Origin of the sequence: Trichodesmium erythraeum IMS101 (assembly GCF_000014265.1) — a bacterium.
Lineage (GTDB): Bacteria > Cyanobacteriota > Cyanobacteriia > Cyanobacteriales > Microcoleaceae > Trichodesmium > Trichodesmium erythraeum.
This window is the reverse complement of the sequence record NC_008312.1, coordinates 7,313,311-7,329,736: the sequence shown is the minus strand read 5'-3', so window position 1 is coordinate 7,329,736 and position 16,426 is coordinate 7,313,311. Positions and strand designations below refer to the sequence as shown.

Genomic DNA, 16,426 nt, shown 5'->3' with positions numbered 1-16,426 from the left:
CAGTTATTAGTTAACCTCCTAAGTCGGAGCCTCACTTTTGATGTCGCTTCGGGAAAAAGTTATCCCTACGGACTCCTGAAGCATTCGGATTTAAATACATAGGGGCAAATATTTTTTTATCCCCTTAAAATGGAAAGCTTGAGACATGATTGTTTTGTCATTATCTAATTTTAGTAGCCAGGGAAAACCCATCTAAACCATGGAAGCTTCTGTCGTTAAGGTTTATAGAAGTAATGAGTATAAATGCTCAAAAGTCTGACATCGTTACCCTGTAAAAACTTTAAAATAAGATGCGTTTGCCCTGTTTTAGTTTTAGTAGTTGCTTTATTTGTCGGAGGAATTCTTATTAATAGATTAAGCAAAAATAATTTGACTACAAATATTTTAAAATTCTCTATTCGTCATTCCTTAACCCTAATTTTAATACTAAAATAGGAGTTTTTCTTCCAAGCCCAGACTTAATTTTATATTAGCTATACTTTAAATTAATAGAGTTTTAAATTCCGAATTTATCATCTTCTTTCTTCCTTAACTTTTAAGGTTATGCTATAATTATTATTATATTACCTTAATTATCAGCTTAATAATAAACTTAAAGATTATGAATATTTATCAAACTACGGGAATCTAGATTATCAAAAAACTAACATGGGCTAAATTAGTTTATATAGAAGGTAAAACATCAATCAAATAATGGGGAAAACAATCTCAGCAATTCATTTAAATCAAAAGGCAGAAATCTATTTAGCTCAAGGAAAATTGGAAGCAGCAATAACAGCTTGCTATCAAGCATTAGAAATTGAGCAAAATTTTCCACTTACCTGCAAAATATTGGGAAATATTTTACAAAGAATGGGTGAGATAGATAAAGCAAAAGAATGGTATATAAAAGCTATCAGTCAACAACCAAATTTGGCGGAAGCTCATGCTAATTTGGGGAGTATATATGCACAACAAAAACAATGGCATTTAGCAATTGAATGTTACCGGGAAGCTATTGGGATAAAACCAAATATTCCTGGTTTTTACCGTAATTTAGGGAAAATTTGGCAGGAACTAGACAAAGTAGAATTAGCTAGAGATTGTCAGGAACAAGCATTGAGTTTAGAAGCACATTATCCTCAAGCTTCAAAATATTTAAAACAGGGAAAAAAGCTCTTAGAAAATGGTGAGAGAGAAGAGGCGATCGCCTATTTCCAAAAAGCCATAAATTTTAATCCATCTTTGGTAGATGCTTATCAAAATTTAGGAGATATTTCACTGAAAACAAAAGATTTCAATGAGGCAATAAATTATTATCAAAAAGCTATTGAGCTAAAACCAGACTTATGGATAGTTCATTATAAACTAGGAAAATTATTTCAAGAAATAGGAGAATTAGATACAGCTACCATTGAGTTTAATCTAGCAATAGAACTGAATCCTAGTTTTATCTATTCTTACAAAAATTTAGGAGATATTCTGCACCATAAAAAAGACTTAGATGTCGCTAAAAATTGCTATAAAAAAGTTATAGCAATCCAATCAGATGTTTGGGATGCTCATCGAAAAATAAACGAAATTCTTCTAGCGCAAGAAAGATTAAATGAAGCAATTATTGGTTGTCAGTTGGTGATAAAAATCAACCCAAAATTATCTTGGCCTTATAAAATTATGGGAAATATTTATACTCAAAATAAAGCATGGGATAAAGCAATTGTAGCTTATCGTTGTTTTCTAGAAATAGAATCAGATAAGGATTGGGTTTACGAAAAATTAGGGGATGCTTTAAAAGAAAAAGGTCTGATAGATGAAGCTATATACAGCTACCAAAAAGCTATAGAAATTAATCCCAATAATTACTGGTTTTATTATAGTTTAGGAAAAGCTCTATGTAAACTATCTAGATATGAAGAAGCTATAACAGCTTATCAACGGGGAATTAAAATTGACCCTAATTTATATTTTGCTTACCACAATTTAGGGGTAGCTTTAGTAGAGTTAAAAAGATGGAATCAAGCTATAGTTGCCTACCGTCAGGCAATTAAAATTAAACCAGATTCTTATTGGTCTCATTACAACTTAGGGGAAATTTTTCTCAAATTACAGGAGTGGGATAAAGCTGTAGAAACTTACCGCTATGCAATTGAGAATAATCCTAATTCTCCCTGGTATTATCAATATTTAGGAATTGTACTCAGAAAACAAGGAAAAATACAAGAAGCGATCGCTTGTTACCGAAAAGCAATAGAAATAAAACCAGACTGGCATCGGTTTTACTCTTTATTAGGAGATATTTTGCTAGAAATAGGTGATTCAGAGGAGGCGATCTCTTGTTATATAAAAGCAATTAAATTACAACCAAATGCTACTGCAGCTTATCGACAATTAAGAGGTATCTATATTTTTAAATTAGCTCAACTTAGACCTCATCAATTAAATGAATTAGTTAAATGTTATCAAGAAGCTATTAAATTACAGCCAAACTTTCCAGAAGTATATATAAATTTAGCAGACATTCTTACAGGCAAAGGTGAACTTGATACTGCAATTAATTATTATCAGAAAGCTACCTATAACAAACTTTTAGTCTCTCATCCAGAATTTGTCAAAAATCATTGGGATTTTCAAGAATTTGGTCAACCAAGTTTTGTTATTATTGGCACAGTTAAAGGGGGAACATCATCACTTTATAATTATCTATGTCATCATCCCAATGTAATTCCTGCTCTACAAAAAGAAATCAATTTTTTTAACAATAAATTTAATCAAGGAATAGATTGGTATTTAGCACATTTTCCTCAACTACCTGAGCAGGGAAAATTTATAACTGGGGAAGCTACCCCTAACTATATGTATTCTGATGAAATAGGAAAAAAGTTATTAGATAACTTTCCTAAAATTAAAATAATTGCGATTTTAAGAAATCCAGTAGATCGAACAATTTCTCACTATTATATGGCTAAAAGATTGGGACAAGAGTCAAAGAAATTTACAGAATTTGTACCCCAAGAAATGAAATTTCTTAGACGACTAAACAACAACTATCAAAATTATCAAAGACTAATTAAGGAAATGTCAGCTTATTTCAGGGGAAGCTTATATATACATTTTCTGAAAAAATGGATAAATCTTTTTCCTAAAGAACAGCTTTTAATATTGAAAAGTGAAGATATGTATGAAAATCCGGCAGGGACAACTAAAAAAGCTTTTGATTTTCTAGGTTTACCAAATTATCAACTATTAGAATATAAAAAATATTTTCCTGGTTATTATGCTCCAATAGATGCTAGTTTGCGTTGTCAAATTGCTGAGTTATTTCAACCTCATAATCAAAAATTAGAAGAGTCTCTTGGCATAAAATTTAACTGGGATTAACAAGGTTGTTCAATAATTAATAATTACCTCTGATTATAAAGAAGAGGATTAGCTAAAAGGATTTTTTTTCTTTTATTTTGAGACAGAGAGCCTTAATATCCTGACTATATTTAGGTGGATCGTACTTTTCAACTTTCTGCCACTTCAACTTAGGAGAAGTTTTTACTGAACAAGGAAAAGTAGATGAAGCTATTGCTTCTTATCGGACAACTTGTTACCAGCAAAGTTTAAAATCTCATCCTGATTTTGAAGAGCAAAGACTTTTATCAAGAACCAGAAACTACTATGAAAAAAGTTTTTACATTTCTTGATTTACCAAAATATCAGTTCAAGGATTATCAAAAGTTCAATTCTGGCTATTATCCTAATATTCCTCCATCAATTTACTCTATTTTAAGTGATTATTTTAAACCCTATAATCAAAAACTGGAAGAATATCTAGGTATGAAGTTTAACTGGGAGTAATAACTGCTTTGATAATTCTAGTTTATTACTTTCTCTTACTTACTAAACTACAATTAATACAGCTAATTTTATGGGTTCTAATTCATAAAGATTATCTCCAAAAAATATCTCACAATCTCTAGTTAATCTAATAGTAAATAATCTGAAAAATATTTATAGAATATTATATGATAAACTTTTTCCAATTTTAAAGAATACTGAAATCATCTTTCTAGGAAAATTTACAGTGAATCAGGAAACATCGGCTATCAATTTTAACCAAACAGCAGAGTTTTATTTATCCCAGGGAAAATTAGAAGCAGCTTATGAAATTTGTCAAAACATCTTAGGGGATTTACCTAACTTTGCTCCCGCCTACAATACTCAAGGAAAAGTATTACAAGCAATGGGAAAAATAGAATCAGCAATTATCAGTTATCGCCAAGCAATAAAATTAAATCCTCAACAAATTGAAACTTATAAAATATTAGGAGATATCTTAGTAAAACAAGAACAATTATCTGAAGCGATCGCCTGTTATGAAACAGGTATTAAATATAACCCAAAAGCATCATTATTTTATCATAAATTAGGCTTAGTATTAATACAACTCAAAAGCTGGGATGAAGCAGTCAGCGCCTTCTGTCGTGCAATTCAATTTAATCCAAATTTTCCCTGGTCTTACTATAAATTAGGAGAAGCTTTAACTCAACAAAAAAAATGGCATCAAGCGGTTATTGCTTATCAACGTTCTATTGAGATTAAACCAGATTTATGTTGGTCTTATCAACATCTAGGTAATGCTCTAATTAAACAGGGAAAAATAGATCAAGCGATCGCCTATTATCAAGAAATACTTCAACAGCAACCACACCTTGATAGAATTCATAAATTATTAGCAGATGCTTTAGTCGAAAAAGGTGAAATTGATGGAGCAATTCCTAATTATCTCAAAGCTATTCAGTTAAATCCAGATTTTCCTTGGTCTCATGTATGTTTATGGGAAATATTTCTCAAAAAAGATCAATGGAATGAAGCAGTTATTATTTATCGCCAAGCAATTAAACTTAACCCTAATGCTTTTTGGTTATGGACTTACTTAGGAAATGCTTTGGTTAAACAAGGAGATTTAGAAACAGCAATTACTTGTTATCAAAAAGCTATTTCTATTCAACCCAATATTTCGAAAATTTATCAATTTTTAGGAGATGCTTTTGTTCAACAACAAAAGTGGGATGAAGCTGCTTTTGCTTATCTGCGTGCTATAGAAATTAACCCAGAATTATCCTGGTCAAATTATCATTTATGGAATACCTTAGACCGCTGCCATAAATTAGATGCAGTAGTCAATTTATATCGGCAGTTTATTAAAAAAAATCCAGATTCATTTTTATCTTATTTACGCCTTGGAAAAATCCTAACAAAACAGAATCAAATAAATGAAGCAATTATCTGTTATCAAACTGCTTGTTACCAACAAACTATAAAATCTTATCCCTATCTTTTCAAAAAAAAGTGGGATTTTACTGAAGTTAAAAATCCTAATTTTCTGATTATTGGAGTAGGAAAAGGAGGAACTACATCTTTATTTAGTTATCTGATACAACATCCTCAAGTTTTGCCTCCTGTGGTGAAAGAAGTAGATTTTTGGTCAATTAATTTTAAGAACGGTATAAATTGGTATCTGTCTCATTTTCCTGCTCTTCCTAGCAATCAAAATTTCATCACTGGAGAAGGAAGTCCTAGTTATTTAGGAAATTTGGAAGCTCCAGGTAGAATATTTAGTTATTTCTCCAAAATCAAGTTAATTATTATTTTGAGAAATCCTGTAGATAGAGCTATTTCTCACTACCATTATTGGTTGAGAATAAATAGAGAAAATCGTTTGTTAGAAACTGCATTAAATCAGGAATTAGAAAGTTGGAAAATGATTTATAAAAATTCTCCTTTAGATAGCAGTTATTGGCATCATGGATTATATTATTTAGGCACTGGCATATATATAGATTTTATCCACAATTGGATGAGCATATTTCCGAAAGAGCAATTTCTGATTTTATCCACAGAAGAATTTTATCGAAATCCAAAAACTATCATGAAAGAAGTCTTTGATTTTCTCGGTTTGCCAAACTATAATGTTCCCGAATACAATAAATTAAATTTAGGATATTATCCCTCTACAAGTAAATCAATGCAACAAAAATTGAGCAATTTCTTTCGACCTCATAATCAAAAGTTGGAGGAGTATTTAGGTATGAAATTTAACTGGGAAAGTTGAGGTAGATTACTAGGAATCATAACATTTATTGAAAACTTTTATACACTTTTTTACTATGGGAGTAGAGTGGTGGGGGAGTGAGGGGAATAGAAATTACTCCTGCCATAACTTAAAATTAATATGAATAAATATTCTACTTTCAAAAGCCATATTCCTGAATCATGAATCATAGTTTACCTTATCCAGAAATTTCTCATAACGAGAAATCTCAACTATTCTATTTTTTGGCTTATAAGGTCTAGAAAAATGGTTAGAAGCTGTCATTACCTGCTGCCAAAATATTAAAGTTAAGCCTGATAGTTATGCTGTAAAAATATATGGCTATAAAATTGAATTAATCCCCAATCTATTCTGACTTATATAAATTTAGGAGAAATTTTAACTAAAGAAAAATTTTGATTTACTAAAAACTAAAATAGGAAATTTGTATATACACATGAGTTTTAATTCAACTAAGTTTCTGGCTCAAAGATAATCAAATATTTAGGAGTTTTACCTAGAAGAAAGAGTAGAAATTTTTCTTCCAGAAAAGCTTCAATATATAAGATCATATACTTGTTCAATTCATGGATCCGAATCAATAATATCTATAGCTTCTCACTGGAAAAACACAAATACTTCATTGTACTAAGCTCCTAAAAAAAACTCAAAGGATTTTCAGTTGCATCCTGAAAAAAAATTTGATATACTAAAAGCTGGAAGGAATAACTTGCATACAAGCATGACTTTTTATTCAACCTAAATTCTGAACTTAAAGACAATCGAATTATTGAGAAATTTTACTCAGAAGGAATATTATAAGAGAAAATAAATCTAAAAGATCTGAAATGCTTCTATATAAAATTTAATTGGGAAACTAGAGATGAACTACTATGAATTAGGAGAAAAATTTCTAGAACAACAACAGTGGGAGAAAGCTGTTACTAGCTACCGCCAAGCTATAAAATTAAACCCTACTTTTTCTTGGCATTACTACAAATTAGGGCAAGCTTTAACTCAACTACAAAAATGGGATGAAGCTATTACTAATTACCAAAAAGCTATAGAACTAAATTCTGATTTTCCTTGGTCTTATCATCACTTAGGAAATGCTTTACTAAAACAGGAAAAATGGGAAGAAGCAGTTAATGCTTACCACAATTTTATTAAACTTAATTCTGATAATTATTGGGCTTACCATAAATTAGGAGAAGCCTTATTTAAAATAGGAGAATTTGACGCCGCAATTATTTCCTATCAAAAAGCCATTAAAATTAATCCAGAAATTAAAGGAACTCATCAAAAATTAGCAGATATTTTATTTCATATTGGTCAGCTAGAAGCAGCAGAAATCGCATATCGTAAGGCCATAAAACTCAATCCAGAAGTAGTTTGGTATCGCCAATGTTTAGGAGATGTTTTACTTAGACAAAAAAGATTAGACGAAGCGATCGCTACTTATTTAGAAGTTGCTAAAGTTAGCCATAATCTAACTTGGATGCACCTACAGTTAGGAGATGCTTTTGCTCAACTTTGTCAATCAAATTTAGACGAAACTATCAATTACTATTGCCAAGCCATTAAAAATCCCAATCAATATCCGATTTATCAAAAATCACTATATTTAATCAAAACAAATCCAGAAATATATCTAGAATTAGGAAATTATCTAGCACAAAAAAATCAAATTTATGGAGCCATAATTATTTATTACTTGTTGCTAGAAATATTACCCATTCAAATAAATATTCATCAGCAACTTGACCAGATATTCCGGCAAAAAAATCAACTAGAACAACAGCTAAATTCATTTTATTCTGCCGTTAAAACTGACGGAAATAGTCAATCTTACTATCACCTAGGATTAGCATTAACTAAACAACAAAAATGGTTAGAAGCTACCATAATCTACCATCGTGCTATAGAAATTAATCCTGATTTTGCTTGGTGGTCTGATATTCGTCTGTGGGAAACTTTTAGAAAGCAAGATAAACTCCAAAAAATAGTTGATTTGTTTCAAGAATTTATTAGTTTTCCAAATAACTCACTCTGTCGTTATCTCAATTTAGCTGAAGCTCTAACTCAAGTAAATAGAAATACTGAAGCACTAGAAATTTATCAAAATGCTTCTCAACAACAAATTCAACAAAACTATCCTAACTTTTTTCTAAAATCCCAAAAGTCCCCTCAAATATTAGGACCTAATTTTCTAGTAATTGGAGTTAAGAAAGGAGGAACTACATCTATTTATCATTATCTAATTCAACATCCACAAATTTTACCTGGAATCAAAAAAGAAATTGATTTTTGGTCTTTCTATTTCCATCGAGGTTTAGATTGGTATCGGGCACATTTTCCATCAATTCCAGAGTCAGAAAAATACTTAACTGGAGAAGCAAGTCCTAGTTATTTTGATGCTCCAGATGTTCCCGCTAGACTATTTCATTTTTTCCCCAGAATTAAACTAATTGTTTTATTAAGAAATCCAGTGGATAGAACTATATCTAATTACTATCATGAAGTACGTTCACAAGCAGAGAGCATGTCTATTGAAGAGGTAATTAATTCTAGGCTGGAAAAACTGAACAAAATTTCATCTAGTTTTATCACAGAAAAAGATTATTGGAATTATCAGGGAGATTATATAGCTTCTAGTATTTATTTAGATTGGCTGAAGAAATGGTTGAATATTTTTCCCAGAGAACAATTATTAATTTTGCCTAGTGAAAAATTTTATAGTCAGCCAAAAACCATAATGAAGCAAGTTTTCAATTTTCTAGATTTGCCAGATTATCAAATACAAGATTATCCAAAATTTAATGCTGCTTCTTATGCGTCTATTAGTAAATCACTTCGACAAAAATTAAACGATTATTTTCAGTCTCATAATCAGCGTTTAGAGGAATATCTGGGTATAAAATTTGGTTGGTAAAAGAAGGTATTAGATTCAGATACCAATTTCCCCAGTAAAATTATAGAATTTATTGAATATTTGTACTTGTTTTAATTTTCTTTTTTTGAGGTTATTTTCCTCAGCTAAAAATTAGTAAATTTGAGATGTCGTTATAGTAAAATAGAACAAAAAATCTTCCCTGTTACTAGATTAGCAGATTAAAAAAATTTTTTTTTGAGTCTTGACAAATAGCTTTTATATGGGTTATTCACAAAAACAAAAAAGTTAAAACCTACGGCTAAACCCTATTTTTTTTTTGAGTCTTGACAAATAGCTTTTATATGGGTTATTCACAAAAACAAAAAAGTTAAAACCTACGGCTAAACCCTAAATTCCTCAACCTTGGTTAAAAATACTATCGTAGTATATCTTTGCTATAAAGTGTGAGTTTAGTACATATTTGATTAGGATAATTAGGAAAGTATAAAGGGAACATTAACATGGCTAATGTCAGTAATAATGGCATTTACCTGCTTGAACATTAGTCAACCTCATGCTCTTGCATGTTTTGATGATATAAATGACATAGTCAACAAGCAAGTCACAATTAAAAATGATGAGACCCACAGGCTTCTGTTCTCTCCTGGAGTTCCAATTGGCAAGCCTGGTGATGAGGGAGGCTGGCTAAAAAGTCCTGATATTGTAGGAGCTGATGCCAATTATTACGATCGTGCCCTCTGGTATCTTGAAAAGCGACAGGGTAGTATTGTAATCAGAAATAAACAGACGAATAGGTTAGCGTTTTCTTCTGGACCTATATTTGAGGGAAGTCCTGGTGATGAGGGAGGTTGACTAAAAAGTCCTGATATTGTAGGAGCTGATGCCAATTATTATGATCGTGCCGTCTGGTATCTCGAAAAATTTGATACAGATACTTGTTTGATTAAAAATAAAGAGACCCACAGGTATCTGTTCTCTGATGGACCTATATTTCAGGGAAAGCCTGGTGAATAGGGAGGCTGGCTAAAAAGTCCTGATATTGTAGGAGCTGATGCCAATTATTACAACCGTACCCTCTGGCGAATTGTCAGATAAAGCATAGCTAATACCATTTCTTAAAAACTTTTCTACGTTTTCTTGAACAGAGAATTATAGAAGTATTGGTAGTGCATCAAGAAAGTGTGGGAATGGTAATGTAATTGTTGTCCTTAAATACTTTCTATTATCATGGAATGCCCTCTATGTGGCTATCAGAAAACTCATGAACATGGAAAGACCAGTAATGTTGTCAACGATATTATTATCCTGAATGCCTACAAACTTTCACCGATACTTTTGACACTATGTACTATCGTAGAACAATTTAAGACGTTAATAGTGCAGCTAATTCTGAGAAAAGTATTAACCCCTTTAAGAGAAAATCTTAAAGGAGTTAGTAAAGGCATTTTAATAATGTTTTTAAGAGTCAAATTTTGGATTGTTTAAGAATCTCCAGACTCTGAGGAAAGGAAGTATCAATGCATTCTATCAATTGTCCTATACTGAATAGCTTCAGCTACATAAGCAGGTTTTAACTCCTCATCACCTGCTAAGTCGGCAATAGTTCTCCCTACCTTTAAAATTCGATCGCTGGCTCTTGCTGACAAACCTAATTTTCTAATTGCCCCCTCCAATAAACTGCGACTACTATCATCCAACTTACACCACTTGTGAAAATGACGACTCTGCATCTGAGCATTACAATTTAAACCAGTCTCTTCCCGAAATCGATATTGAGCGCGATCACGTGCGACTCTCACCCTTTCCCTTACATCTACTGAACTTTCTCCAGTTTCCTGTCTAGTAATTTCCTCCGGTTTCAACCGACTTACCATCACCTGTAAATCTATCCTATCCATCAACGGTCCTGAAAGTTTGCTCCAATATTGCTCTCGTTGTCTTGGGGAACAAGTGCATTGTTGAATAGGGTCCCCATAATAACCGCACGGACAAGGGTTTGTACTCGCAACCAAAGTAAACTGAGCGGGAAATTCTACCGAAAGTCTGGTGCGGGATATGGTCACCAACCCATCTTCCAAAGGTTGACGCAAATATTCCAAAACATTGCGATTAAATTCCGTTAACTCATCTAAAAATAATACCCCCCTGTGAGATAAAGATATTTCCCCTGGTCGCGGAAAACTTCCCCCACCAACCAAAGAGGGTCCCGATGCCGAATGATGAGGACTGCGAAACGGGCGATCGCTCACCAAACTCCCCCTATCTTTCAACAACCCGGCCACCGAATAAATTTGAGTTACTTCCAAGGCTTCCTCAAAACTCAACGGAGGCAAAATTCCCGGTAAGCGTCGGGCCAACATGGTTTTCCCACTACCAGGGGGTCCCACAAAAATCAAGTTATGCCCACCAGCAGCAGCTATTTCCAAAGCGCGACGGGCATGATTTTGTCCTTTAACCTCTTTTAAATCTAAACCTGTAAATTTTCGTTTGGCCAAAATGTCGGCAGTATTTATTTCTACAGGAGAAAAGCTTGTGGGACTATTTAAAAAATCTGTAACATTAAAAATATTATCAAATCCATAAACCGATAACCCTTTCACTACTGCCGCTTCTTTAACATTGCCAGTAGGCACAACTAAACCAGTAATTCCCATTTTGTGGGCAGCAGCAGCAATAGGTAAAACTCCAGCAACTGGTCGTAATGTACCATCAAGAGAAACTTCTCCTAAAAATAGATGGTCCCCAAGCAAATCTGGTTTGACTTGTTCAGAGGCAGCTAAAATTCCTATACTAATAGGTAAATCAAAACTTGGGCCTTCTTTGCGTAAATCTGCGGGGGTAAGATTGACAAGAATTTTCCGCATTGGAAAATAATAACCACAATTTTTCAAAGTGGCTTTAACTCTCTCCTTTGATTCTTGAACTGCTGCATCTGGTAACCCTACAACGACAACTTTTGGCAGTCCCCCAGATACATCAACTTCAACACCTACTTTGATGGCCTCAATGCCTATTATTGATGCACTCCATACTCTAGCTAGCATATTCCCATATTTTTATGTATTCTTAAATTTGTATAACAAGTTGTTTGAAATTGATAAATGAGCGAGCAAGACACTATTTTCAGTAAGATTATACGGCGGGAAATTCCAGCGGATATTATTTATGAGGATGAAACAACCTTGGCTTTCAAAGATATTAATCCTCAAGCTCCTATTCATATCCTGGTAATTCCGAAAAAGCCTATCCCCAATTTAGCCAATGCCACATCTGAAGACCACATTTTGATGGGAAACTTATTGTTAACAGCAAAGCAGGTTGCACAAGAGCAAGGACTACAAAATGGCTATCGTGTGGTTATTAATAATGGGATAGATGCTGGTCAAACCGTATTTCATTTACATCTTCATATTCTTGGAGGTCGTCCAATGCAGTGGCCTCCAGGCTAATTCAAGATTACAAGATTAATAATGTAGTAGGGGCAGGTTCAGCTATAAAGGTGAGAGGACGACTAAGTATCTAATCTCAAAATCTTTCCCTCTCTAAGTTTAAGTTAATTTGAGTATCTCTAATTTATGACTTTTTAATCTCTTCAACATATATATAGTTACCTCTACTGAAAGTCCAAAGAAAAAATATAAGTATAACTTATTAAAAAATTTAAACATACTTTTCTGAAAACCCTTTACAAAACTATGTTAACTAATTAATATGGTATTCAAGGTAGCAAAAACGCTACCGAGAATCTTGAAAAATAAATAGCAATTATAAATATGACCACTACTTTACAACAGCGTGAAAACGCTAACGTATGGGAAAGGTTTTGTAGTTGGGTAACAAGCACAGACAACCGCATATATGTAGGTTGGTTCGGTGTATTAATGATCCCTACTCTCTTAACTGCAACCATCTGTTACATCATTGCATTTGTAGCAGCTCCTCCTGTAGACATCGACGGTATCCGCGAACCTGTAGCTGGTTCTCTAATGTTCGGAAACAACATAATTTCCGGTGCAGTAGTACCTTCTTCCAACGCTATTGGTTTACACTTCTACCCTATTTGGGAAGCAGCTAGCTTAGATGAGTGGCTATACAACGGTGGCCCATACCAGCTAGTAATTTTCCACTTCCTCATTGGTATCTTTACTTATATGGGTCGTGAGTGGGAATTATCTTACCGCTTAGGTATGCGTCCTTGGATCTGTGTAGCTTATTCTGCACCAGTAGCAGCAGCAACAGCAGTATTCTTAATCTATCCTATCGGTCAAGGAAGCTTCTCCGATGGAATGCCTTTAGGAATCTCTGGTACATTCAACTTCATGATTGTATTCCAAGCAGAGCACAACATCTTAATGCACCCATTCCACATGCTAGGTGTAGCTGGTGTATTTGGTGGTTCTTTATTCAGTGCAATGCACGGAAGCTTGGTAACATCTTCCTTAGTACGTGAGACAACTGAAACTGAGTCTCAGAACTACGGTTACAAGTTCGGTCAAGAGGAAGAAACTTACAACATCGTAGCAGCTCATGGCTACTTCGGTCGTTTAATCTTCCAATATGCTTCATTCAACAACAGCCGTTCCTTGCACTTTTTCTTAGGAGCATGGCCAGTAGTAGGAATATGGTTCACAGCATTAGGTGTGAGCACAATGGCCTTCAACTTAAACGGTTTCAACTTCAACCAGTCCATCATTGATTCCAGCGGTCGCGTAATCAATACTTGGGCAGATATCATTAACCGCGCTAACTTAGGAATGGAAGTAATGCACGAGCGTAACGCTCACAACTTCCCTCTAGATCTAGCAGCAGTAGAAGCACCTTCTATTAAGGGTTAATTTCTTAGTTAGGTAATAAAAACACTCTTCATTTATGGAGAGTGTTTTTTATTTTTTTAGGGCTTACCGAATTTAGTTTTATATTACTGTTTCAAACTCCGTAAATCTTTTTTTCCTAAATCTATAGTTATAGGGTAGTTATAGGGTGCAGGAATAGTGTTTATTATGGTCCAATTAATTAGTAATGATTATATTTCCTAAATAATTAACGTAGTGCTATACCTCTGTATAAATAAAATTTTTACCTTACCTGAAGCTTTTTATCAGTTTTATAGAGCAGTCTCAGCAATACAAAAAAACATTAAAAAAGACTAATGGTGTACTCCATTTGTCTATTTCCCGCTCTATGTTTAGATATATCCCAAATAGAGTTCCAATGAAGAGCAGGGTTATTCAACTAAGTTTGAGTAAATGTTGTAGAGAAATGCTTGCTGCTTGAGATACTTGAGGATGAGTATCTTTTTCTAAATATTTCAAGGCAGATATACTCTTAGGAATAGATATATTTCCTAAAGCTTTTGCTAAATTTTGACGGATCAACCAATCTTCCGAAAGGGCAAACTTAAGAATATGATCTACAGCTTTTAAGTCTCCAATTTCTCCTAAAGCAGCGATCGCTGCTTGTTGTATTACTAACTCCTGACTGTCTAACGCTTCTATCAATAAATCATGGGCACGTTGATCTCTGAGGTTTCCCAAAGCAACTGTTGCACTGAAACGTACTAACCAACTGGTATCTTGGTAAAATGCTTGGGCTAAAGGTTTAAATGCTCTAACATCTCCCAGATAGCCTAAAGCTCCTGCTGCATCAGCACGGACACCATAATCTGGATCTTTTTCTAGTAATTCTACTAAAATTGGGTAGCATTCCTCTGTCTGTTTTAGGCCCAGCGCAAATACTGCCATAGAGCGTACTGGTAAGTTAGAATCATACAATACTTTTTTGATAAGAGGAACTGCTTCAGTAGCAGATACTTCTCTTAGATGGGCAAGAGCAAGGAGGCGATCACGAGAATTTTCGCTATCTAGTTGAACTGATATTTGTTCTAAATTCATATTTTGCATATTTAACCTTTAGTTAATATGATTTTACATATATTTTATATTATAGTTAATAATAAAAATTTATCAAAATAACGTAAGGCCTTGCTCAAGACTTCTGTTATCTAAGTAATAAATAAGTAAGAGATTATTCTTCAACTGTGCTCTCTGTTATAATCTCAATAAAATATAATATTCTTTTTTCCAGCCTGGTATGATATTAGTCTTAAATTACTAAGATTAGATATCTCCAAAAACTAAATTTCAGACTCTATTTTAGAATATTTTGAGCCTCAATTCCGGAAAAGCATATCGTTTTGTTTGGTTGTTATTAATATAATTAACTTTTCTCATACTATTATCAGTTATAAGTTTTTATACAAATTTGAATAATTACTGCAAAGTCTAAGGCTTTTTGAATATAGATTTACAGCAGCTCCTTTGCATTCTTTTTTTTTATTTATATCAGTAGCTAATATCTTCAGAAGGCGACTAATTAATAGCTAAAACTGACAAGCGAATACTTACTTATTTTTATTGCTAGTAATTTTGATAAAACAGCGTATTCTTATCAGAATCAAATTACTAGATATGGAGAAATTATGTCGGTTTATGTTCCACGCGAGTAATATCTAAAGCATCACCATAGACTTCTATAAATATTTATCGTAAATAGGGTTTAAGACTAGAATAATCTTGCAATAAACTTTTAATTTTTTTTCGTTATTCTATAGTAGTCATCTCCTATATATTGGATTTTTTAAGAGCATTAATATACATTAGTTTGAGAATATGAGCCAGGAAAGCTATTAGTCTATTTTTCAATTCCCGACGTTCGCTTTTTCCTAAACTTTCTATCTTCTCAATTAAATCTATTGAATCTAAATCATCTAGTTCTCTGCTTTTAAGTTTAGGAGCAGTATCTTCACACCAAGCTATAAAATCATGATGGTAAAAAATATCATTTTTTTTGTGTCATTTTTCTGATTATTTTATTTTGAAATGGTTAAATTAACAAATCAAATAATGATTACTTTTTTTATACTAATTTCCAAAAATAATACTATATTTAGGTGATAAGTATGTCGGTGTTGAAGTTTGTCGCTATGTAATAAAATTTCAATTCACCTCAAAGAAACTGTGTGGTTCAGCTTAGAATAAGTACATATATCTTAACAGCTAAGTTTTTTTTTCATGCCTACCTACTTTTCAATTATTAAGTAATTAATACAGGCTGAATAACCTTTTTGATAATGATGAGCTAAGAGTGTGTTAATTTGATAAATGTTGTACTGACATTGTATCGAACATCCCTACCTATAATGAAAGTGCCAAGTAGAAAAGTTTTTGATAAATGCTATTATTAGTCGTGTTGTGAGGCGATCGCTCAAAGTATGTTCTGATTAAAAAAAAATACTTTCATAAGTCGATACAAGTAAAATTTAATGGTAATTTTACAGCTAAATTATTTTTTATCCAGTGAAAATATTTTAATAATATTCACAGTCTAATTGTAGGGATTAAATCTATTTCTTAATTGCCCTAATGCCAACCAATATAATATTTAATATAATATTTATAGAACAGGAAAATAGTTAA

General features: G+C 32.8%; 10 protein-coding genes and 1 pseudogene. 8 read left to right on the top strand and 3 right to left on the bottom strand.

Translation table 11 applies throughout. The features are described 5' to 3' along the window. The first annotated feature begins 693 nt into the window (after positions 1–693). The 6 genes and pseudogenes from TERY_RS25930 to TERY_RS37770 all read left to right on the top strand — a co-directional run. The gene (locus TERY_RS25930) at positions 694–3,357 is read left to right on the top strand and encodes a tetratricopeptide repeat protein (protein WP_011614038.1); all 2,664 of its coding nucleotides are present in this window, start codon (positions 694–696) and stop codon (positions 3,355–3,357) included. Between the two features lie 285 nt (positions 3,358–3,642). Then, entirely contained in the window at positions 3,643–3,822 is a 180-nt protein-coding gene (locus TERY_RS23030; RefSeq protein ID WP_155994594.1) for a hypothetical protein, read from the top strand. Between the two features lie 226 nt (positions 3,823–4,048). After that, positions 4,049–6,079, top strand: a complete 2,031-nt coding sequence (locus TERY_RS23025; RefSeq protein ID WP_011614037.1) for a tetratricopeptide repeat protein — start codon at positions 4,049–4,051, stop codon at positions 6,077–6,079. An 862-nt stretch (positions 6,080–6,941) separates the two neighbouring features. After that, positions 6,942–8,990 (top strand): tetratricopeptide repeat protein, encoded by a 2,049-nt coding sequence (locus tag TERY_RS23020; protein ID WP_011614036.1) that lies wholly within the window; start codon positions 6,942–6,944, stop codon positions 8,988–8,990. 468 nt (positions 8,991–9,458) lie between these two features. Next, positions 9,459–9,803, top strand: coding sequence for a hypothetical protein (locus tag TERY_RS25925; RefSeq protein ID WP_011614035.1), 345 nt, complete (start codon positions 9,459–9,461; stop codon positions 9,801–9,803). A 375-nt stretch (positions 9,804–10,178) separates the two neighbouring features. Next, positions 10,179–10,315: pseudogene (locus TERY_RS37770) on the top strand (IS1 family transposase); the annotation flags it as partial. A gap of 150 nt (positions 10,316–10,465) precedes the next feature. On the opposite strand, the gene TERY_RS23005 reads toward TERY_RS37770, so the two are convergent. Next, positions 10,466–11,995: a YifB family Mg chelatase-like AAA ATPase gene (locus tag TERY_RS23005; RefSeq protein ID WP_011614034.1), complete on the bottom strand. Its 1,530-nt coding sequence runs from the start codon at positions 11,993–11,995 to the stop codon at positions 10,466–10,468. Positions 11,996–12,052: 57 nt separating this feature from the next. Here TERY_RS23005 and TERY_RS23000 point away from each other — a divergent pair, with 57 nt between their 5' ends. Then, the gene (locus tag TERY_RS23000) at positions 12,053–12,400 is read left to right on the top strand and encodes an HIT domain-containing protein (protein ID WP_011614033.1); all 348 of its coding nucleotides are present in this window, start codon (positions 12,053–12,055) and stop codon (positions 12,398–12,400) included. Positions 12,401–12,724: 324 nt separating this feature from the next. Continuing rightward, positions 12,725–13,786, top strand: a complete 1,062-nt coding sequence (gene psbA / locus TERY_RS22995; protein ID WP_011614032.1) for a photosystem II q(b) protein — start codon at positions 12,725–12,727, stop codon at positions 13,784–13,786. A gap of 393 nt (positions 13,787–14,179) precedes the next feature. Here psbA and TERY_RS22990 read toward each other — a convergent pair whose 3' ends face one another. Both TERY_RS22990 and TERY_RS33985 read right to left on the bottom strand, forming a co-directional pair. Further along, a complete protein-coding gene (locus TERY_RS22990; RefSeq protein WP_011614031.1) occupies positions 14,180–14,851 on the bottom strand; it encodes a HEAT repeat domain-containing protein in 672 nt (223 codons plus the stop codon). A gap of 720 nt (positions 14,852–15,571) precedes the next feature. Continuing rightward, complete coding sequence (locus tag TERY_RS33985) at positions 15,572–15,787, bottom strand: DUF29 family protein (RefSeq protein ID WP_155994743.1); 216 nt, start codon at positions 15,785–15,787, stop codon at positions 15,572–15,574. Positions 15,788–16,426 lie beyond the last annotated feature (639 nt).

Excerpts from the sequence above, each read along its gene's own strand:
- TERY_RS25930 (WP_011614038.1), top strand. The coding sequence starts at position 694 with ATGGGGAAAACAATCTCAGCAATTCATTTAAATCAAAAGGCAGAAATC.
- TERY_RS23030 (WP_155994594.1), top strand. The coding sequence starts at position 3,643 with ATGAAAAAAGTTTTTACATTTCTTGATTTACCAAAATATCAGTTCAAG.
- TERY_RS23020 (WP_011614036.1), top strand. The coding sequence starts at position 6,942 with ATGAACTACTATGAATTAGGAGAAAAATTTCTAGAACAACAACAGTGG.
- TERY_RS25925 (WP_011614035.1), top strand. The coding sequence starts at position 9,459 with ATGTCAGTAATAATGGCATTTACCTGCTTGAACATTAGTCAACCTCAT.
- TERY_RS23005 (WP_011614034.1), bottom strand. The coding sequence starts at position 11,995 with ATGCTAGCTAGAGTATGGAGTGCATCAATAATAGGCATTGAGGCCATC.
- TERY_RS23000 (WP_011614033.1), top strand. The coding sequence starts at position 12,053 with ATGAGCGAGCAAGACACTATTTTCAGTAAGATTATACGGCGGGAAATT.
- psbA (WP_011614032.1), top strand. The coding sequence starts at position 12,725 with ATGACCACTACTTTACAACAGCGTGAAAACGCTAACGTATGGGAAAGG.
- TERY_RS22990 (WP_011614031.1), bottom strand. The coding sequence starts at position 14,851 with ATGCAAAATATGAATTTAGAACAAATATCAGTTCAACTAGATAGCGAA.